Annotated in this window: 21 protein-coding genes and 1 tRNA gene; 12 read left to right on the top strand and 10 right to left on the bottom strand. The window is 65.3% G+C overall.

Annotated features, from left to right (window positions below; genetic code table 11):
* Positions 1–803 (bottom strand): transcription antitermination factor NusB (locus K5Q19_RS16590; RefSeq protein WP_365759940.1); only part of this gene is annotated, 803 nt, incomplete at its 3' end.
* 71 nt (positions 804–874) lie between these two features.
* Here K5Q19_RS16590 and K5Q19_RS16585 point away from each other — a divergent pair.
* Positions 875–1,051, top strand: coding sequence for a DUF1674 domain-containing protein (locus K5Q19_RS16585; RefSeq protein WP_292947521.1), 177 nt, complete (start codon positions 875–877; stop codon positions 1,049–1,051).
* A gap of 9 nt (positions 1,052–1,060) precedes the next feature.
* Here K5Q19_RS16585 and K5Q19_RS16580 read toward each other — a convergent pair whose 3' ends face one another.
* The 3 genes from K5Q19_RS16580 to dksA all read right to left on the bottom strand — a co-directional run bounded on the left by K5Q19_RS16580 (position 1,061) and on the right by dksA (position 3,675).
* Positions 1,061–2,530: an ABC transporter substrate-binding protein gene (locus K5Q19_RS16580; RefSeq protein ID WP_292947518.1), complete on the bottom strand. Its 1,470-nt coding sequence runs from the start codon at positions 2,528–2,530 to the stop codon at positions 1,061–1,063.
* A gap of 112 nt (positions 2,531–2,642) precedes the next feature.
* Positions 2,643–3,005 (bottom strand): PilZ domain-containing protein, encoded by a 363-nt coding sequence (locus K5Q19_RS16575; RefSeq protein WP_292947515.1) that lies wholly within the window; start codon positions 3,003–3,005, stop codon positions 2,643–2,645.
* A gap of 211 nt (positions 3,006–3,216) precedes the next feature.
* Positions 3,217–3,675, bottom strand: coding sequence for an RNA polymerase-binding protein DksA (gene dksA / locus K5Q19_RS16570; protein WP_292947513.1), 459 nt, complete (start codon positions 3,673–3,675; stop codon positions 3,217–3,219).
* A gap of 260 nt (positions 3,676–3,935) precedes the next feature.
* On the opposite strand from dksA, the gene K5Q19_RS16565 reads away from it, so the two are divergent.
* Positions 3,936–4,286 carry a hypothetical protein gene (locus K5Q19_RS16565; protein ID WP_292947510.1) on the top strand — a complete coding sequence of 117 codons (351 nt, stop codon included), beginning with the start codon at positions 3,936–3,938 and terminating at the stop codon, positions 4,284–4,286.
* A gap of 92 nt (positions 4,287–4,378) precedes the next feature.
* Here the strand turns inward: K5Q19_RS16565 and K5Q19_RS16560 are convergent, their stop codons facing one another.
* From K5Q19_RS16560 to K5Q19_RS16540, 5 genes are read right to left on the bottom strand one after another with little or no spacing between them, the layout of a single operon-like run.
* Positions 4,379–5,509, bottom strand: a complete 1,131-nt coding sequence (locus K5Q19_RS16560) for a GNAT family N-acetyltransferase (RefSeq protein ID WP_292947508.1) — start codon at positions 5,507–5,509, stop codon at positions 4,379–4,381.
* Positions 5,506–6,297, bottom strand: a complete 792-nt coding sequence (locus tag K5Q19_RS16555; protein ID WP_292947505.1) for a glycerophosphodiester phosphodiesterase family protein — start codon at positions 6,295–6,297, stop codon at positions 5,506–5,508. Before K5Q19_RS16555 ends, K5Q19_RS16560 begins: the two co-directional genes overlap by 4 nt.
* Positions 6,269–6,733, bottom strand: a complete 465-nt coding sequence (locus K5Q19_RS16550; protein WP_292947502.1) for a RidA family protein — start codon at positions 6,731–6,733, stop codon at positions 6,269–6,271. The genes K5Q19_RS16555 and K5Q19_RS16550 overlap by 29 nt, the downstream gene beginning before the upstream one ends.
* Entirely contained in the window at positions 6,726–7,361 is a 636-nt protein-coding gene (locus K5Q19_RS16545) for an HAD family hydrolase (RefSeq protein ID WP_292947500.1), read from the bottom strand. The genes K5Q19_RS16550 and K5Q19_RS16545 overlap by 8 nt, the downstream gene beginning before the upstream one ends.
* Positions 7,361–7,708: a DUF3572 domain-containing protein gene (locus tag K5Q19_RS16540; RefSeq protein ID WP_365759932.1), complete on the bottom strand. Its 348-nt coding sequence runs from the start codon at positions 7,706–7,708 to the stop codon at positions 7,361–7,363. The genes K5Q19_RS16545 and K5Q19_RS16540 overlap by 1 nt, the downstream gene beginning before the upstream one ends.
* Here K5Q19_RS16540 and K5Q19_RS16535 point away from each other — a divergent pair.
* From K5Q19_RS16535 to K5Q19_RS16520, 4 genes are all read left to right on the top strand, one after another.
* The gene (locus K5Q19_RS16535; protein WP_292947499.1) at positions 7,702–8,064 is read left to right on the top strand and encodes a response regulator; all 363 of its coding nucleotides are present in this window, start codon (positions 7,702–7,704) and stop codon (positions 8,062–8,064) included. The two genes, K5Q19_RS16540 and K5Q19_RS16535, sit on opposite strands and share 7 nt — an antisense overlap.
* 108 nt (positions 8,065–8,172) lie before the next feature.
* Positions 8,173–8,412: an acyl carrier protein gene (locus tag K5Q19_RS16530; RefSeq protein ID WP_292947498.1), complete on the top strand. Its 240-nt coding sequence runs from the start codon at positions 8,173–8,175 to the stop codon at positions 8,410–8,412.
* 4 nt (positions 8,413–8,416) lie between these two features.
* Entirely contained in the window at positions 8,417–9,646 is a 1,230-nt protein-coding gene (locus K5Q19_RS16525; protein ID WP_292947495.1) for an aminotransferase class I/II-fold pyridoxal phosphate-dependent enzyme, read from the top strand.
* Positions 9,646–10,443: a GDSL-type esterase/lipase family protein gene (locus tag K5Q19_RS16520; RefSeq protein ID WP_292947492.1), complete on the top strand. Its 798-nt coding sequence runs from the start codon at positions 9,646–9,648 to the stop codon at positions 10,441–10,443. Before K5Q19_RS16525 ends, K5Q19_RS16520 begins: the two co-directional genes overlap by 1 nt.
* A gap of 7 nt (positions 10,444–10,450) precedes the next feature.
* Here K5Q19_RS16520 and K5Q19_RS16515 read toward each other — a convergent pair whose 3' ends face one another.
* A complete protein-coding gene (locus K5Q19_RS16515; RefSeq protein WP_292947489.1) occupies positions 10,451–12,580 on the bottom strand; it encodes an acetate--CoA ligase family protein in 2,130 nt (709 codons plus the stop codon).
* 150 nt (positions 12,581–12,730) lie between these two features.
* Between K5Q19_RS16515 and K5Q19_RS16510 the strand changes: the two genes are divergently transcribed.
* From K5Q19_RS16510 to K5Q19_RS16485, 6 genes are all read left to right on the top strand, one after another.
* A tRNA-Gly gene (locus K5Q19_RS16510) sits at positions 12,731–12,804 on the top strand.
* A gap of 197 nt (positions 12,805–13,001) precedes the next feature.
* Positions 13,002–14,225, top strand: coding sequence for an integrase arm-type DNA-binding domain-containing protein (locus K5Q19_RS16505; protein ID WP_292947486.1), 1,224 nt, complete (start codon positions 13,002–13,004; stop codon positions 14,223–14,225).
* Positions 14,226–14,536: 311 nt separating this feature from the next.
* Complete coding sequence (locus K5Q19_RS16500; RefSeq protein ID WP_292947483.1) at positions 14,537–14,716, top strand: hypothetical protein; 180 nt, start codon at positions 14,537–14,539, stop codon at positions 14,714–14,716.
* 557 nt (positions 14,717–15,273) lie between these two features.
* On the top strand, positions 15,274–17,271 hold the full coding sequence (locus tag K5Q19_RS16495) for a Tad domain-containing protein (RefSeq protein WP_292947480.1): 1,998 nt from the start codon (positions 15,274–15,276) through the stop codon (positions 17,269–17,271).
* The gene (locus tag K5Q19_RS16490; protein WP_292947477.1) at positions 17,271–17,894 is read left to right on the top strand and encodes a TadE/TadG family type IV pilus assembly protein; all 624 of its coding nucleotides are present in this window, start codon (positions 17,271–17,273) and stop codon (positions 17,892–17,894) included. The genes K5Q19_RS16495 and K5Q19_RS16490 overlap by 1 nt, the downstream gene beginning before the upstream one ends.
* On the top strand, positions 17,885–18,562 hold the full coding sequence (locus tag K5Q19_RS16485; RefSeq protein WP_292947474.1) for a hypothetical protein: 678 nt from the start codon (positions 17,885–17,887) through the stop codon (positions 18,560–18,562). The genes K5Q19_RS16490 and K5Q19_RS16485 overlap by 10 nt, the downstream gene beginning before the upstream one ends.
* The last annotated feature ends 35 nt before the right edge of the window (positions 18,563–18,597 follow it).

Here is an 18,597-nt window from a genome sequence, read left to right as displayed (position 1 = left end):
GCGGACTTGTCGAGCGCGGTGACCTGCCAGCCGGCGGCGGCAAGCTGCATCGTCTTGCCGCCGGGCGCGGCGCAGAGATCAAGGACACGGCGCCCCTCGCCCGGGCCGAGCAGGCGCGCAGGGATCGAGGCAGCGAGATCCTGCACCCACCATGCCCCTTCATCGAAGCCTTCGAGGCTTTCGATCAGCCCGCCGCGCGCGAGGCGGACGTGGCCGGGGGCGAGCGACACACCGCCGAGGCGCTCCGCCCATTCGGCGGTGCGGGCCGCGTCGCGCAAGCTGAGATCGAGCGGGGGCGGGACGGCAAGACCGGCGGCGATGGCCTCGACACGAGCGGGCCAGGCGCTGGTCCAGCGTGCCAGCGTGGCGGCAGGAAGCGTGGGCGTGGGCGGCAGGCCATCGCCGCGCAGCAGGGCGGAGAACACACCATGGGCGAGCCGGCGCGGACCGCCCACGAGCAGCGGCAAGCCAGTGGCGATGACCGCGTGCGGCGGCAAGCCGAGGCGAAAGGCCTGCGCGAGCATGAGGCGCAGCACCGTGCGCGCCTTGGCGTCTTCAGGGAGGATCTGGCGGGTGGCGCCATCGATCAGCCGGTCAAGATCGGGCAGCCAGCGCAGCGCTTCCTGCGCGATGGCCAGCGCGAGGGCGCGGTCATCACCGCGCTCGATCGCGCGCAGGATGGGCGGTGCAGCCTGGTCAAGCGGATCGCCCCGGCGCAGCACGGCATCGAGCAGGCGCAGCGCGGCGCGGCGGGCGGGGACGCCGGGAATATCCTCTTCGGCGATCTGGGGAGTACGGGCCATTGGCCAGCCTATCGCGCGTGGTGCCCATCTTGGCAATTGCGCTTGCACGTGGACCCCGGCAGACAGGTGGCATGGACAAGCCGATCACCCGCGCGACAACACGCCCCGCAAGCTTCACCCGGCCCGCGCACTGGACCAACGACCCTGCCCCCGCGCCCGCCCCGGCCGAGCAGCGCGACGATCCCGACGGGCTCGATCCCACGCGCTTTGGCGATTGGGAAAAGAACGGGATCGCGATCGACTTCTGATCGCGGCGCCTACTTCGGAAGCGTCGCCAATGGCGGGAGCGGGTGCCAACCCCAGGGATTGAGCGCGAAGCCGGTGACGCCGGAGCGGACGAGCGACCAGCGCAGCGGGCGCGCGAGCGGGATATAGGCATTGGCAGCGGTCATTTCCGCTTCCGCCTCACCCAGCAGGCGCGCGCGTTCGCGCATGTCGGCGGTCTGCCGGGCCTCGGCGAGCAAGGCATCGCCTGCAGCGTTGCAGGCGGGCTTGTGCACGGAACAGGCGAGCTGGTTGAGGAACCATGAGGCGCGGCCATAGCGTGCGGTGGTATCGATCAGGCGCAAGTCGGCGGGCTTGTCTTCCGCGACCTGGACCACGATCACGCCGATGGCCTTGAGATCGGTCGCAATCAGATCGATCACCCGGCGCGTGCCAGGCCCGTTCGGTGCGGCGATCCGCAGCAGGGGAGCAGACTTGCCGCTGGCCATGTAGCGCGTGACCCGCTCGGCCGCGAGGGCGCGGCGCTGCTCGAACGCCACGCCGATCCAGCGCTCGCCGACAGTGCCGGGATCGCCTGCAACCCCGGCGGAGACAACGCGGGTGGTGGGCCGCCAGCCGGAAATGTTGAACGCGGCAATGATGGCATCGCGATCAATCGCCAGCGCCAGCGCCTCGCGGTTGGGCGCATCGGCGAGGAAGCCGTCCTCGCTTTCGACAAGGAGGCCGAACATGCCGATGACCGGATCGAGCTGGATGTTGCCGCGGGCGAGCCCGGTCTGCTCGGTCAGCGGAAGCGAATCGATCCGCCCGCCGAGAACGAGATCGGCGGCACCATCGTTGAAGCGGTCGACAGCCTTCTTTGCGGGCAGGAGTTCGACGACGAGTGTGCGCGCACGGCTGGAGAAGCCTTCCTCGGGCGCAAGGCCGCGTTTGTCCGGCGGGATCAGGGACAAGTCGGCCCCGGTGCCGCGCAGGGCGAGACCCATCGGGCCGGAGCCGCGCCGGGCATAAGGCAGGCCGAGTTCGGGCTGGGCCAGCAGCGTGAGGAGATCGGGGACGGGGGCGACGAGATCGATCTCGATCACCCGGTCAGCCATGACACGGACTTGCTCGATGGCGGCAAGATCGAGCCCCAGCGCCGTGCCCTTGAGCTGGGCGAGCGCCTTGCGGAGGGCGGAGGCGGCGGTTTCGGCGGTGATGCGCGCGCCGCCTGGCCAGATGCCATCGCGCAGGCGGAAGATGTAGCTCTGCCCATCATCGGTGATGATCCAGCGATCGGCAAGCGCGGGGATGACGTGGCCCTCGGCGTCGAAAGCGACCAGCCCCTCCACCGTCGCGCCGCGGATGGTGCGTCCGGCGGGCGACAGGCGCAGGCTGCTGGTATCGAGCGCGCTGCGATCACCGATGAGCGCGATGGGAAGCGGCCCCTCGCTGCGGCGGCCGCACGCCGAGACGCCCAGCACCAAGGCACCGAGCGCGGCAAGGGCCAGGGCGGCAGCCATGGAAAGGCGGGAAGCACGCACCATTGTGGGCCGTGCTAGCACGCAAGGCTGCCTCGGTCAGCGCCGGAAGGGCCGCATGACCGCGAGAATCATCAGAAATTTTCGCGTTTGCTCAGATCTTGCGCAAGCGGGTCGGATCAACCATCGCGAGCACCGGCTTGACGAAGCGCGGCGTCTCGTCGCTCTTCGTCACGATCGGTTCGCGCGCGAGCTTGGGATCGATATCTTCAATGAAAGCGATGCCGAAGCGGTTTTCCTGAATCCAGGCAACGACGCCTTCGACCCAGCCGATGTTGCGCAGATTGATCTCCAGCTTGGCGCCGCGGGTTACCTTGACGTGGCCTTCCGCCATCATGCCGCCGCCCGAAAGGTTGCGGACCTTGACGCGGTGCTCGTCGCCCGCCCCGGCCAGACGCACGTCCGCCATGAGAAACAGGCTGTCGCGCCCTACCTGCCGATGATCGAGTTCAGTCACGCCCGGTTTCCGTCTCATCTGCCAAAGGAGGCCCCCACGATCAGCGCGAGGATCCGCACTGAACGCCACGAGGAAAGTCGCAAAACTTTCTGGCGGATTGCTAAGCGAGGCTGGCTAACGAAATCTTAAATCGGCGCCGCGTTAACGTGGCTTTGCTTAGGCTGTGCCGGAGCGGGACACTCTCCGGCCAAAGCGTTTCGCGCCGCCAATCCTACATATCGCGAGAGATTTTCTCGCGCCGCTCGTGGGCTTCCTGCGCCTCGACGGTCATCGTGGCGATCGGACGGGCGATCAGACGGCCCAGTCCGATCGGTTCGCCCGTGACTTCACAATAACCATATTCGCCTTCATCGATCCGGCGCATGGCAGCGTCGATCTTGGCAATCAGCTTGCGCTGGCGATCACGGGTGCGCAGTTCGATGCCCCATTCGGTCTCGCTCGAAGCGCGATCGTTGAGGTCTGGTTCGCGGATCGGGCCATCCTGCAGCGCGGAAAGCGTGCCGGCCGAGGCCGAAAGGATCGACTTCTTCCATTCGAGCAGCAGGCGGCGGAAATAGTCCTGCTGCGCCTCACCCATATAGGGTTCATCATCCGAAGGGAGATAATCGCCGGGCATGGCCCGACGCGCTTTGGCCAGAACGTCGATCTCGTCACTCAAAACCCCAGCCATCCGGCCCTCCAAGCTACTGCTCTTGCGACCCCCGGCCGCCGCGACGCCCGCGGTAGGACGCTCGTGGCTCCCGGTTTGGCGGGCCTATAGGCAAGTGGCGGAATCCGCACAAGGTTTTCCTAAGGGGCAACGCCAAGTTGTACCCAACCCCAGCAGATAAGCAGTTTTTTGCGGCGTTAACCAATTGTTGACCAAGATTGTTGACTTTGTCCCTGCCCGGCCAAGCGACTTCACGGTTCGGGGGGACAGGGGAAACGTTTATGGCACAGACTTGGATCAAGCTGGTTTCCGAAACCGAAGCTTCGACCGGCGCGGTTGACAGCGCCGCCACCGACACACTCGTCGCGACCTGCCTTGCTGCTGCGGCAGCGGGCGACATGGACGCGCTGTTCGACCTTGGCGTCGCCTATTCGACCGGCAGCCATGGCGCGCCATGCGACCTGATCGAGGCGCACAAGTGGTTCAACCTGGCCGCGGTCGGTGGGCACGAGGAAGCGGCGACCTGCCGCGCCGAAGTATCCGACGACATGACCGCACGCGAGATCGCCGAAGCCCAGCGCCGCGCCCGCGAATGGCTGCGCATGGTTCGGGCCGACAACCGCGCGGCTTGAGGTTCAGGCCGATACCCCTCCACCACCGCCTCCGGTGGGGGTCTTTCTAACCTTTCATGCCATCCGCAAAAACAGGCAGGACCTGAATAACCTCAGCTCTTCCTGAACGGCGTCCTTTCGCCCAGCCACAACTGTTCCTGCGCCACGCCGCGGCGTTCGCGTTCGAGGAAATCCGCGACGGCGCTGCGGAAGCCGGGATCGGTGATGTAGTGCGCCGACCAAGTCGGCACCGGTTTGTAGCCGCGCGCCAGCTTGTGCTGGCCTTGCGCACCGGCCTCCACCCGCCCGAGGCCGAGCGCGATCGCGGCGTCGATGGCCTGATAGTAGCACAGCTCGAAATGCAGGAAGGGCTTGTCGACGATAGCCCCCCAGTAGCGCCCGTAGAGCGCTTCCGACCCGATGAAATTGAGCGCGCCCGCAACCGGCCGCTCGCCAAGGAAGGCCATGACCAGCAGGATGCGGTCCGCCATCCGCTCGCCCATCAGGTCGAACGCCTCGCGCGTGAGGTAGGGATGGCCCCATTTGCGCGCGCCGGTATCCTGGTAGAACACCCAGAACGCATCCCAGTGCTCCGGGCGAATGGCATCGCCGGTGAGCTGGCGGATCTCCACGCCGTCCTGCGCCTTGGCGCGTTCCTTGCGCAGGTTCTTGCGCTTTTCGGAGGAAAGCTGGGCGAGGAAATCATCGAAGCTGGCGTAGCCTTCGTTGTCCCAGTGGAACTGCGTATCGGTGCGCAGCAGCCAGCCGGCTTCCTCGAACAGCGGCAGCTGCGCCGGTTCGATGAACGTGGCGTGGGCGGAGGAAAGCCTGTTCTGCTCGCAGATCTGCTCGGCGACGCGCAGAAGGGGGACGCCGAGCGCCGGGTGCTCGCCCGTCAGCAGGCGCGGGCCGGTGGCCGGGGTGAAGGGCACGCTGATCTGGAGCTTGGGGTAGTACTGCCCGCCGGCACGGTGCCAGGCATCGGCCCAGCTGTGATCGAAGACATATTCGCCCTGGCTGTGGCCCTTCAGATAGGCGGGCAGAGCGGCAGCGGCGACGCCTGCGGCATCCTCGATCACCAGCGGAAGTGGCGACCACCCGCTGCGCCCACCGACGCTGCCCGATTCCTCGAGCAGTGTGAGGAAAGTGTGGCTGGTGAAGGGATTGCCGGTTCCCGCAAGCGCGTCCCACTCATCGGCGGGAATCTCGCCGACAGCGTGATGGACGCGCGCGGTGATGCTCACGAACGGGCGGCTTTCGAAATGCCCGCCCCTTCCGCAATCGGGCCATCGCCGTGCTTGAGGGCGCGGTCCATCAGATCGGGCGTGTTGACCGTCCACGTGAGCACAGGGAAGCCCCGCCGGCGCTGGGCCCCGGCAAAGCGGCTGGGCATGTCGGTGATATCGTAGGCGAGGAAATCGGGCTGGGCGCGCCACAGCATCATATGGCGGCGGGTGCGCGCGAAAAGCGTGCGGCTGCCCTCCTCGCTCATGACAAGGCCGCGCACGATATGGCTGGAATGGCGCGCGAACCAGCGCGAGACGCGCGGATCGAAGCTCATGACGGCGACCGGTCCGCGATAGCCTTCAAGCATGCGGCGCACGGCAAGACAGATCGCGGGGATGCGGGTGGAAGGCCGGGTCTTCACCTCAATCAGCAGCGGCACGCGGCCCGCGACGAGATCGAGCAGATCGCGCAAGGTGGGGATCATGTCCTGATCGTTGCCGATGATGCGGATCTGCGCCAGCTTCGCCGCGCTGCGTTCGATCACGAGGCCGGTCTCGGCCGTCAGGCGGTCGAGCTCCCAATCGTGGAAGACCATGGCCTGCCCGTCGCTGCTGCGCTGGACATCGCATTCGATGCCAAAGCCCGCCTCGATCGCGGCGGCAAAGGCAGAGAGCGCGTTTTCCGGCAGGCCGGGGCCGTGGAGGCCGCGGTGCGCATAAGTCACGCCCTTGAGCCAGGCCACCTTGCTGGCCTGCGGGGGCGGTGCCAGCAGGCGATCAAGCAGGATGGAGAGCAAATACAGCATCGATTTCCACTGCGCAGCCGAGGGGGAGCGAAGGCACGCCGACGGCGCTGCGGCTGTGCTTGCCGGCATCGCCGAACACCGCGACCATGAGTTCCGAGGCGCCGTTGGCGACCTTGGGCTGGTCGGTGAAATCGGGCGTGCAGGCGACGAACGCGCCGAGCTTCACGACGCGGGCGATCCGGTCGAGCGAGCCGAGCGCGGCCTGGGCCTGGGCGAGCAGCATGAGCCCGCAGCCCTGCGCGGCGGCAAAGCCCTGCTCGACCGTAAGGTCGGCGCCGAGCTTGCCCTTGACCAGCGCGCCATCGACGAACGAGACCTGCCCCGAGACATAGAGAAAGCCGCCGGCCTCGACCGTAGGGACATAGGCCGCCACCGGCGCGGCGGGCACGGGCAGGGTGATGCCGAGTTCAGCGAGCTTGGCGGCGGTGTCACTCATCGTCGTTCACTCCGTGTATTCTGTCCATAAGCCAGGGCAGCGCGTGCTCCCACTGGTCGATACGGGCATGGGCGTGGCCCTTGACATGCGCGCAATCGATGTGGCGCGCGATCATTGGTTCACCGCACAGATGCAGGCGGCTGACATGAGGGGCCACTTCCATGACCGAGCCGTGGTGCTGCGGCAGATCATCGATGAAGACCGCGCGGCTGGGCTGGTATTCATCGAGAATGGCCTTGAGCGCGGGCCCCTTCGGCCCCTGATTGGTGAAGACCCGTGCATGGATGCCGATGTCCTGCAACTGGCGGGCGCGGGCATTGCGGCGCTCGTCGTTGAGGTTGGTCAGGATGACCACATCGGCATGCTGCGCGAGCGCATTGATCCCTTCGACCGCGCCGGAGATGGCTTGCTGGCGGTGCATCTCGGTATCGAAGAACAGGCCGAGCAGGCGCCAGATTTCAGGGCCGGGGACGGGATCGCCCGTTCCGGCATAGCGCATGGCCTTGCTGAAATCGCTGTCTTCCATCACGAAATCGATGCCGTGCTGTTCGCCCAGCCAATCCCGATAGGGCGCGATCATGTGCAGCAGCACTTCATCGCAATCGCTGATCACCAGCGGCTTACTCATCACAATTTCTCCCGGGCAGCAGCCAGATCGGCCGGGGCCATGCCCAGCGCCTCTGCTGCCGCAATCAGATCCGCCTCATGCCCGCACAGGAACTCGAGCACCGCACCCTGCACGGCCGGATCGCCGAGCCCTGCGCGCAGTTCGTCAGGCGTGAGCCCGGTGAGCGAAAGGAACCGTTCGGCGCGCGGTGCATCGCCCAGCACCCAGCCGAGTGCCTGCAGCGCGGCAGCGGCAGGATCGATGCCGAAATCTGGGGGGGAGGCAGATGCGCGGGCGATTGTCAGGGCCTTCCGGGGTGAGTAGGCAAGCAGCCAAGCGGGTATGAGGATATCGGGGCTCAGTGGCAAAAAGAATACTGGTTGTCGAGGACAACGACCTCAACCGAAAGCTGTTCTGCGACGTGCTGAAAGCGGGCGGCTTTGCCGTCGAGCCGCTTGGCGATGGGCGCGATGTGCTTGTCCGTGCAAGGGAATTCGTGCCGAACCTGATCATCATGGATATCCAGCTGCCCAATATCTCGGGGCTGGAGCTGATCGAAGCCCTGAAGGGTGATCCCGGCCTCAGGCTGATCCCGGTGCTGGCGGTGACCGCCTATGCCGGCAAGGGCGACGAGGAACGCATCCGCGAGGCGGGCGCGGAAGGCTATCTCGCCAAGCCGGTTTCGATCGGACCGTTCATGACGGCGGTGCGCGCGCTGGTCTAGGGCTCTCCCCAGCCTGCAGGGGCGCCGCGCTTGACAAGCATGGCTGCTGGCCGCTTTTCAGCCTTATTCTTGGGGCAAAGGCGCCCTCACAGTTGGAGAATGATACAAATGGATCGCGCCGCCACCGCCGCCCGCATTGCCGAAGTGATCGAGCCGTTCAACAAGAACGGCCTCGCGATCGACGAGACCACCTCGTTCGCCGGCGATCTGGAGTGGGACAGCCTCACGGTCATGGATTTCGTGGCCGCGATCGAGGACGAGTTCGACATCATCATCAGCATGAACCAGCAGGCCGAGATCGAAACCTACGGTCAGCTGATCGATGCCGTGACCAAACTGCAGGGCTGAACGCATGAACGACATGACCAAGCCGGAGGCCGCGCAGACGGACCTCTTTTCGAAGTTCGATCCGATGATCGAGACGCGCCGTTCGCTGCTGGCGACGGGCGTGACCGATCCGTTCAGCCTCGTGATGGAGAAAGTGCTTTCGCCCACCACGGCGATCTGCAGCGGACGCGAGACGATCCTGCTCGGCACCTACAATTACATGGGCATGACCTTCGACCCCGACGTGATCGAGGCGGGCAAGCAGGCGCTCGATGACTTCGGCAGCGGTACCACCGGCAGCCGCGTGCTCAACGGCACTTATGCCGGCCACCGCGCGGTGGAGGATGCGCTCAAGGAATTCTACGGCATGGACCATGCCATGGTGTTCTCGACCGGATACCAGGCGAACCTCGGCATCATCAGCACGATCGCGGGCAAGGGCGATTACATCGTGCTCGACATCGACAGCCACGCCTCGATCTGGGACGGCTGCAAGATGGGCGATGCCGAAGTCGTGCCGTTCAAGCACAACGATATCGAGGCGATGGAAAAGCGCCTCAAGCGCATTCCCGAAGGCGCGGGCAAGCTCGTCGTGCTCGAGGGCGTCTATTCGATGCTGGGCGATATCGCGCCGCTGAAAGAGATGATCCGCATCGCCAAGGAAAACGGTGCGATGGTGCTGGTGGATGAAGCGCATTCGATGGGCTTCATCGGGCCGAACGGGCGCGGCGTGGCCGAGGACCAGGGCGTGCTGGACGATGTCGATTTCGTGATCGGCACGTTCTCCAAGTCGGTCGGCACGGTCGGCGGCTTCTGCGTTTCGAACCACCCGAAGTTCGAGATCATGCGCCTCGTCTGCCGCCCTTACGTGTTCACCGCCAGCCTGCCGCCGAGCGTGGTGGCGACCGCGGCGACCTCGATCCGCAAGCTGATGCATGCCGGGAACAAGCGCGCGCACTTGTGGGAAAACTCGCGCACGCTGCACAAGGCGCTGACCGATCTGGGTTTCAAGCTGGGGACGGCGGAGCCGCAGAGCGCGATCATCGCGGTGATCATGCCCGACCTCGAGCGCGGCGCGATGATGTGGGAAGCGCTGCTGCGCGAGGGGCTCTACGTGAACCTTGCCCGCCCGCCGGCGACGCCGGCGGGAATGACGCTGCTGCGCTGCTCGCTCTGCGCCGAGCATAGCGCCGAGCAGGTGGCGATCATCACCGGCATGTTCGAGCGCGCCGGCAAGGCCGTGGGGATCATCTGATGCGGTGGGGGCTGCTCGCCGCTGCGCTCTGGGCCGGCCCGGTGCTTGCCCAGACGGCGCCGGCGCCGAGCTTTCCCCCGCCTTCCCCTCCGGTCGAGGCCCCGGGGGACGGCATGCTGGACAAGCCCTGCCCCGATCAGAGAGGGTTGTGGTTCGGCCATCCCTATGTGCTCAAGAACGATTGGGCGTGGGAATGCCGCTATGCCGAGGCTGACAAGCAGCTCGCAGCGCCACCGCGCGTCGTGTTCATCGGCGATTCGATCACCGAAGGCTGGGTGCCGCTGGCGCCTGTGCTGTTTGCCGGCGGCGCGGTTGGCCGCGGGATCGGCGGACAGACCAGCCCGCAGATCCTCGTGCGGTTCTATCAGGACGTGGTGCGGCTGCGCCCGCGCGTCGTGCACATCATGATCGGCACCAATGATCTGGGCGGCAACACCGGCCCGACCAGCGCCGAACGGTTCGAGAACCATGTCATGGCGATGGTGGACATCGCCAAGGCCAACGGCATCGGCGTGGTGCTGGGGAGCATCCTGCCCGCTGCCAGAATCCCGTGGAAGCCCAAGCTGGAGACGGCGAAGCAGGTTGTCGCGCTCAACGCCTGGCTGCGCGCTCTCGCGCGGGCACGGGGCGCGGTCTACGCCGATTACCATGGCGCGCTGGTCAATGCCGAAGGCGGCATGAACCCCGACATTGCGCCAGACGGCATCCATCCCAACGCCAAGGGCTACGCGGTGATGGAGCCGATCGCCAAGGCTGCAATTGCCGAGGCCGAGAAGATGGCGACGCCGCAGCGCTGAAAGCAGCTCAGCCTTCCACCAGCATCAGCGCATCGAGCGCGACGACGCCCTGGCCCTTGGGGTGCAGGATCACAGGGTTGAGATCAACCTCGCGGATCGAGGGTTCGGCGCGCAGCACGCGGCCGAGCGTGACGATCAGCTGCGCGAGCGCGGGGACATCGAGCGACGGCGCACCGCGATAGCCCGAAAGGATCGCCGCACTCTTGAGCTTCATCAGTTCGGCTTCGACCGCTTCCGACGTCATGTCCGCCGCGAGCAGGCGCACGTCGCCGAGAATTTCGGCAGTGACGCCGCCGAAGCCGGCGAGCAGGACCGGCCCCCATTCGGGATCGTTCTTCGCGCCGACGATCATTTCCACCCCGCGCGCACCCATCGCCTCGATCAGCACGCCGTCAAGCCGGATCGCGGCGGAATAGGCTGCGACGCTGGCGTGCATCTTGTCCCACGCGGCGCGCACGGCAGCGCCATCGGCAAGGTTCAGGATCACGCCGCCGGCATCGCTCTTGTGGCTGAGCGCAGCGGCCTGCGCCTTCATAGCGACGGGATAGCCGAGCGCCTCGGCAGCGGCGACCGCGGCATCGGCGCTGGCGGCGAACTGGCCCGCCGGGAAAGGAATGCCGAGGGGGCCGAGCAGGGCCTTGGCCTTGTATTCAGGGATCACGCCAAACTCTGCCGCGAGGCCGGGCACGGGGAGCGGGCTTTCCGCGTTCCGGGTGGTATCACGCGCCGCAAACTGCGTCAGGCGGGTGATCGCACGCAATGCGCGCTCGGTGGTGGGGAACCACGGGATACCCGCCGCACGAAGCGAGGCTATGCGCTCCGACGGAACGGCAGCGCCTTCATCGAGGCCCGCAAAGATCAGCGGCTTGGTGAGCGGCCGGGCGGTCGCGGCAGCGAGGATCGGCGGGAACTTGATCGCACAGGTCACCGCTTCGGCCTGGATGATGCCCGCGAGCACCGTGCCGACGCGCGGATCATCGAGCAGCGCTTCCAGGCAACGCGTGTAGATCGCCGGTTCGGAGAGGCCCTGCGCGGTGATATCGAGCGGGTTGCTGACCGGCACGAAAGGCGGCAGCGCGGCACGCAGGGCAGGCGAATCCGCATCATGCAGCGGCGCCAGCGGCAGCCCGAGCGATTCCGCCAGATCGAGCGTGAGCGCCTTGAACGCGCCGGATTCGCCAAGCACCGCCGTATCGCCCGAAGGCAGCGCGGGGCAACGCAGCGCGATTTCGGCGATATCGCCCAGTTCTTCCAGCGTTTCGGCCATGATCACCCCGGCGCGGGTGACCTTGGCGCGCATCAGCGCATAGTCGCCCGCCATGGCGCCGGTGTGGGTCGCGGCGGATTCGCGCGCGGCGCTGGATGTGCCGGGATGGAGCAGGACGATCGGCTTGCCCGCTGCCGCCGCGCGGGTGGCCGCGGCGAGGAAGCGCTCGGGCTTCCTGAACTGCTCGACAATCATCGCGATGACGTGGGTGTCGGGCTGGTCGATCAGCCAGTCGACATAGTCCTCGACGCCGCTCGCCGCCTCGTTGCCGGTGGAGACCGAGTAGGACACGCCGCAATCGCGCGCGAGGAGCACGGTGCCGAGCACGGCGGCCATCGCCCCCGATTGCGAGACGACGCCGATCGCGCGCTTTCCAGCGGGGGGCCTTGCGTCGGTTTCGACAAAGGTCAGCGGGATTCGGTTCACATAGTTGACGAGGCCAAGGCAATTGGGGCCCTCCACGACCATGCCGGCTTCGTGGGCGATGCGTGCGATCTCGCGCTGCTCGGCAAGACCTTCCGGCCCGCCCTCGGCGAAACCCGCAGCAAAGATCACCACACCGCCGACCTTGCGCGCCGCAAGCGCCCGCACCGCATCGAGCACGCCGGCACGGGGAATCGCAAGGACAGCGGCGTCGACGCCTTCAGGCAGTACCTCGATGGCTGGCAGGCAAGTGCGCCCGCCCAGCGTCTCGCGCTTGGGATTGATCGGATAGACCGCGCCGGAAAAGCCGTTGGCATCGAGATTGGACAGCAAGGTCGTACCAAGCGCGCCGGGCTTGTCTGAAGCGCCGACCACCGCGACCGAGCGCGGCCGCAGCAGCCGCTCAAGCGCCGGAAGGACAGGGGCGGATGCGGAATTGTCGGGCACTTCACTCTCCGAAATAGGTTATGAAATATAACAATAGCGGCTAGGGCGAGGCAGGGCAAGGCGCACAGCATCAAGGGCAGCGAGTGCCACGACGGGCAGCAGGCCAACGGTTGACGGAGAGGCGCGAGGCGTGGCAGAGGCAGGGACACTGCGGGTATAGCTTAGTGGTAAAGCTCCAGCCTTCCAAGCTGGCTATGCGGGTTCGATTCCCGCTACCCGCTCCAACTTTCCGTCCACCGGCATCCACTGACATCGTTGAAACCCACAGAAATCAGCGGTATTTTTGCGTTCATCGGGTCGCTGAGCACCATCGTTTTCTGCCTGCTTCCAGCCCATTTGGGGGCCTCGGCGAAGACAAGGCCCCCGGCGTCAAGTTGGAAGGCCCCCAAGTTGGGGGTTCCGGATCGAGGGACGTGACGCAATGCCGCTTTCAGACGCTGCGGTTCGCAATGCCAAGCCGAGGGCCAAACCGTACAAGATGGGCGACAGCGGCGGGCTCAATCTTCAGGTCCAGCCGAACGGCAGCAAACTCTGGCGGATGAAGTATCGCCTGCTGGGCAAAGAAAAGAAGCTCGCGATTGGCCCCTACCCTGAGATCAGCCTGAGCGAGGCGCGCCGCCGCCGGGACAAGGCGCGCGAGCAGTTGCATGCGGGGCTCGATCCTTCGCGCGAGAAAGTGAAGGCACGCCAGCATGCCGAAGTGGTCGCAGGCTGCACCTTCACGACTGTGGCCGAGGAGTATTGCTCGAAGCGCAAGCGTGACGGCGCCGGCGCCTGGGCGACTGCGACGGCCGCGCGGTGCGAGTATCTGCTCAGCCTGCTTGATGGATCGATTGGCAAGCTGCCGATCACGGACATTGCGCCGATCGACGTGCTCGAAGCTGTTCGCAGGATTGAGCGGAGAGGCAAGCTAGAGAGCGCAAGACGCACGCTGCAACTTGCGGGCTCAGTGTTCCGCTACGCTGTCGCGACGGCACGCATTCCCTCGGACCCGACGCGGGATCTGCGCGGCGCGCTGCTCACCCCGAAGGTGACGCACTACGGTGCCATTGTTGAGCCCGAGAAGGTCGGTGAGCTGCTGCGCGCGATTGATGGCTATGACGGTTTCGGGATTACGAAGCAGGCGCTGCTGCTCGCCGCCAATGTGTTCGTCCGCCCCGGCGAACTTCGTCATGCGATGTGGAGCGAGATCGACTTCGAGGAGAAGGTGTGGACCATCCCCGCCGAGAAGATGAAGATGCGCCGAGCGCACCATGTGCCACTATCGCAGCAGGTAATCGCGATGCTTGAGGACCTGCGACCGGTGACTGGGCCCAAGGGCTATGTCTTCCCCTCCGTCCGTTCGAGAGCACGACCAATGAGCGAGAACACGCTCAACAGCAGTCTCAGACGCCTCGGCTACAGGAGCGAGGAAATGACGAGCCACGGCTTCCGTTCCATGGCCAGCACGCTCCTCAACGAATCAGGCAGGCGGTCGTCCGATGCAATCGAGCGAGCGCTAGCCCATGGTGAAAAGGACACCCACTCGCCGATATCGCCGATCGGCGCGCGCCGCAGAAAGGCCGCGAGCGCGGCGGTTGGCACGCTGCCGGAAATCCCGGCGCAGTTCGCCCCGCAGACCGCAAGCTGCCAGGCCGGGCTGTAGTCGAAGGAGTAGATCATCCGCTGCGCCAGATCGCAGGCGCCGCCGATCTTCAGGTTCAGCCAGCACCGCGTCGATCCGCGCGCTGTCGGTCCGCGTTGTTCTGGATGTTGGGCCGCGACCACGGCCAGCCGAGCCCAGGATCGCCCAGGTCGCGATTGGTGGTGATTACCGGCTGGCGCGGATTGCATCGGTGGCTGGAACAGAAACGTCGGATGCTCGCGCCAGAACGTGCTGCGATTGAAGCGGCCTTGGGCCTCGATCTGCAGATACTCTGCGGCTCGCCATGAGAGCGCACCGCCCAGCGCATGGGAATGGATATCCTGATCGGTCAGCGTCTCTTCGGCGAGGAAGGCGGAATTGCCGGAGAGCCCAGCGGTGACGACGTTGTTGGCATCGACCGTGAGTCCGATGAGCATCATGCCGCCGGTCGATTGCGGGTCTTGTCCGGCCCCGAATTGCGGACATACCACTGCATGCCGAGCCGCTCGTAGCGCCTCTCCCCGGGGCGGGCAAAATATCTCCATTGCGGTCAGGAGTCGTAGGTTTATTTGGTTATCTGGAAAGCTCGGAATCTTCGATTCCCGCGGTAGCAGTGCCGGGCTGCTTGCGCGCAATACTTCGCAATTCATCCCCGCGATCACCGCATCGGCGAGAATTGTTGGGTTGATTTCAATTTCTGGCAAATGCTGCAGAAGGGATCCTTCGGGCTTCGCCGCAGAGCCTTGTTCAAAAGCGCACCTCAGGCCGTTTCCTGTCCTTGCGCTGCGCCCGTGATGCCTGTTCTGCCCATGCTTCGCCCGTCGACAGTCCCGTTCCCGAGGCGAGGGCTACCACCGCATTTACCATCGATCCTGCGGGACCAGCGCATCCTGCGTAATCCTCCCGCAGCAAACTTTTCGGCAAATTTACGATTTGGAAGGCGATTTGATCGCATGGACGGAACTTGGGTCAATCTCGTGCCCGCAATCCGTCTTTCGCGGCGGTGCTGCGCTCAGCGCGAAAGACCCCCGGGCCGGGCCCGGTCTGTCTGTTGGAGGAATGTCGCCACATGCCGCGTCGGTCGAAAGCAACGGGAGGCCAGATCCACGCTTCCATGCGCGTCCTGATCGCAAGCCTGCTGCGCGATACGGCGGGCACGACGATGGGCATTGCCCTTGCCACGATCATCCTGCTCGTCAGCCTTGTCGGCAGCGGGACCGACATGGCTCGCGCCTACATGACCAAGACCAGCCTGCAAAACGCGTGCGACGCTGGCGTTCTCGCGGGCCGCAAGGCTATGGCGACTTCGGGCACATACGGGACATCGGAGACGGCGAAGGCGAACAAGATGTTCAACTTCAACTTCAATCCGCTGGCCACCAATTCCCAGAATGTGACCTTCAACACAGAGTTCAGCGGCACCGGCGCCGTCAGCGGCACTGCATCGACCCAGATGCCCACGGTGATCATGGGTATCTTCGGGTTCAAGAGCATCACGCTCACCGTGGCGTGCAGCGCCGAGCTCCAGATGGCGAGTGCGGACGTAATGTTCGTGCTTGATACCACCGGCTCGATGGCGTGGACCCCGGCAGGTGTGAACGTCAACAGCGGCGCCGGCTCCAAGATCGTCGCCCTGCGCCAGGCGATCCTCGATTTCTACAAGACTGTCGCGTCGTCGGTCGTCGACAAGACCAATACGCGTATCCGCTTCGGCTTCGTGCCCTACACGGCAACGGTCAACATGGGCGGTATCATTGCCGCCGGCCAGATGCCGACGAGCTACTTTGCGGACACACAGCCGTTTCAGACGGCGCTCGCGAACTTCAACACCCCGGTATACGTGGGCACAACCGGCCCGGCGACCAACTCGACCGAGACATTCGGTTCGACCATCACGAACTCGCAGTGCAACAGCTACGGGGCCAACAACTATCCGTCCGCTGGGAACAACCCGGTCATTGTCGCCGGCGGACCGCCGCCGGCTGACACCACCTACACGACCTATTCGGTCAACTCCTGGACGAGGACCTCGGGCAACGGCAACAATGCTAGAGGCACCTGCGTCCGCAACGTTTCCACGGCGACGACCACAAACTACGAGCTGCGCTATCAGTTCACCAACTGGACCTTCCAGGCCGCGACAGTCGATGTACGGGCCTTCAAGGGCATGTCGGACGTATCTGTTGTGACCAACATTGCATCGAACGCGACGGTTCCCAACCAAGGCACTTACGACATGCCCTCGCTGGCCGCCCTGAACGGGACCCCGGGCGTGACCGGTCTCACCACCACCAACACAAGGTGGGACGGCTGCATCGAAGAGCGAAAGACGGTCCAGAATCTGGCGATGAACCCGGTGCCAAGCGGCGCAACCGACCTCGACGTCGATTCCGCGCCAACGGGCGACGACACCCGCTGGAAGATATACGAGAACGACCTGGTATGGTACCGCGGCACGAACACTGGTCCGCGCACCGTAACGTCGCTTTCCGGCACCGGCATCGGCCGTGAAGGCTCGCAGTGCCCGCCGAGCGCGATGCTCTTTACCGAAGTCGATACGAGCGATCCGAACGTGGTGCCGACCTGGCTTGACAACTATGTCCAGACGCTTGTGGCGGCCGGCAGCACTTACCACGATATCGGCATGATCTGGGGCGCCCGGCTTGCCAGCCCGAACGGCATCTTCCAGTCGAACGTCAACGCCGATCCGGTCAAGTATCCCTCGGTCAGCCGCCACATCATTTTCATGACCGACGGTGACATGGCGCCATCGATCGACAGCTACAGCGCCTATGGCGAGGAAATCTACGACAACCGCGTGGCGCCTTCCGGCACCAACAACAGCACGTTGCGGAACTATCACAACAACCGCTTCCTCGCGGCCTGCACCAAGGCCAAAAACCTTGGCTACACCGTCTGGCTGATCGGCTTCGGAACCTCGCTCACTACGCAGATGACCAGCTGCGCCACAGCTGGCCGCGCCTACTACGCCAGTGATACGACCGCGCTCAACAACACCTTCAAGTTCATCGCCGGCCAGGTGGCCGACCTGCGGATCAACAAGTGATGGGCGTCCGTCTCCCGCACCTTGCCCTGCGCGGGCGCCGCCGCTGCCGTTCGTTGTTGCGCGACCGGCGCGGGGTCAGCGCGGTGGAGTTCGGTCTGACCGCGCCGATCCTGTTCCTCGTGGTGTTCGGCTCGTTGCAGGTTGCGCAAGGCTATTATGTCCGCACCGTGCTCACCGGGTCGATCAACGCAGCGGCGCGCAAATCCTCGCTGCAGAGCGGGCAAACCAGCACGACCACGCTCGATTCGCTCGTGGCGCAATCGATCAGATATGTCATGCCGACCGCGAACATCACGTTCACGCGAAAGAACTATGCCCAGTTCACTTCGGTGGGGATGCCCGAGGACTTCACCGACACAAACGCCAACGGCAGGTACGATTCGACCGAATGCTTTGTCGACATGAACGGCAATCGCACCTGGGATTCCGACATGGGCCAGACCGGCCTCGGCGGCGCGAATGATGTCGTCGTCTATACGGTCACCGTTACCTACAAGCAGTGGTTCGGCTTCGCGAAGATGTTCGGCCTGCCCGAATATCAGACTGTCCCGCAGACGACGATCCTGATGAACCAGCCCTTTGCGACCCAGGCAACCCGCACGGGAACCTCTGTATGTCCATGATCAGCCCGGCTGCCCCTGCGGTGCGCAGGCCCGTGTGGCACTTCTTCGCACGCCTCGCACGCAGCACAGCCGCGGTGAGCGCGGTCGAGCTTGGCCTTGCCATGCCGTTCCTGATGGGATTGACGCTGACGGGCGTCGAGGTGGTGAACCTTGCGCTGATCCACGTGCGGCTCAACCAGCTGGCCATTACCGTTGCCGACAACGCCAGCCGCGCGAAGCAGACGCAGGTCAACGGTGCACCGCAGTTCCGCGAATTCGATGTGAATCAGGTGTTTCGCGCCGCCGCCCTTCAGGCCGAAGACCTGCAGATCCCGGCGCGCGGCCGCGTGATCCTGTCCAGTCTTCAGGTCAACGGTTCGGGCGGCCAGTGGATCGCCTGGCAGCGCTGCTGGGGCAAGAACACCTGGGCCTCGCGCTATGGAGTTCAGGGCACCGGGGCGACGGGCACCTCGTTCGCGGGCATGGGCTTCACGACCACGAAGATGACCGCCGATGCCGGAACCGCGATCATGTTCGTCGAGGTCGCTTATGACTACAAGCCGTTCTTCCTTGGCAGCGTGCTGCCTTCGAAGGTGATCCGCAAGGAAGCCGCGCTCTATGTGCGTGACGACCGTGATCTGACCCAGATCTACAATCCCTCGCCTGCACAGACCGTCGCGCGTTGCTAGAGCACTTTCCGACCAATCACGGTGAGCCAGATTGG

The organism is Novosphingobium sp. (genome assembly GCF_019748365.1).
Taxonomy (GTDB): Bacteria; Pseudomonadota; Alphaproteobacteria; order Sphingomonadales; family Sphingomonadaceae; genus Novosphingobium.
Note: the sequence above shows the minus strand (reverse complement) of the source record. Positions and strands in the feature narration are given on the sequence as shown.

Coding starts and splice junctions, on each gene's coding strand:
- K5Q19_RS16530 (WP_292947498.1), top strand. CDS start 8,173: ATGGATCGCGCCGCCACCGCCGCCCGCATTGCCGAAGTGATCGAGCCG.
- K5Q19_RS16505 (WP_292947486.1), top strand. CDS start 13,002: ATGCCGCTTTCAGACGCTGCGGTTCGCAATGCCAAGCCGAGGGCCAAA.
- K5Q19_RS16495 (WP_292947480.1), top strand. CDS start 15,274: ATGCCGCGTCGGTCGAAAGCAACGGGAGGCCAGATCCACGCTTCCATG.
- K5Q19_RS16555 (WP_292947505.1), bottom strand. CDS start 6,297: ATGCTGTATTTGCTCTCCATCCTGCTTGATCGCCTGCTGGCACCGCCC.
- K5Q19_RS16545 (WP_292947500.1), bottom strand. CDS start 7,361: ATGAGTAAGCCGCTGGTGATCAGCGATTGCGATGAAGTGCTGCTGCAC.
- K5Q19_RS16520 (WP_292947492.1), top strand. CDS start 9,646: ATGCGGTGGGGGCTGCTCGCCGCTGCGCTCTGGGCCGGCCCGGTGCTT.
- K5Q19_RS16490 (WP_292947477.1), top strand. CDS start 17,271: ATGGGCGTCCGTCTCCCGCACCTTGCCCTGCGCGGGCGCCGCCGCTGC.
- K5Q19_RS16565 (WP_292947510.1), top strand. CDS start 3,936: ATGGCACAGACTTGGATCAAGCTGGTTTCCGAAACCGAAGCTTCGACC.
- K5Q19_RS16585 (WP_292947521.1), top strand. CDS start 875: ATGGACAAGCCGATCACCCGCGCGACAACACGCCCCGCAAGCTTCACC.
- K5Q19_RS16525 (WP_292947495.1), top strand. CDS start 8,417: ATGAACGACATGACCAAGCCGGAGGCCGCGCAGACGGACCTCTTTTCG.
- K5Q19_RS16500 (WP_292947483.1), top strand. CDS start 14,537: ATGGATATCCTGATCGGTCAGCGTCTCTTCGGCGAGGAAGGCGGAATT.
- K5Q19_RS16550 (WP_292947502.1), bottom strand. CDS start 6,733: ATGAGTGACACCGCCGCCAAGCTCGCTGAACTCGGCATCACCCTGCCC.
- K5Q19_RS16485 (WP_292947474.1), top strand. CDS start 17,885: ATGTCCATGATCAGCCCGGCTGCCCCTGCGGTGCGCAGGCCCGTGTGG.
- K5Q19_RS16580 (WP_292947518.1), bottom strand. CDS start 2,530: ATGGCTGCCGCCCTGGCCCTTGCCGCGCTCGGTGCCTTGGTGCTGGGC.
- dksA (WP_292947513.1), bottom strand. CDS start 3,675: ATGGCTGGGGTTTTGAGTGACGAGATCGACGTTCTGGCCAAAGCGCGT.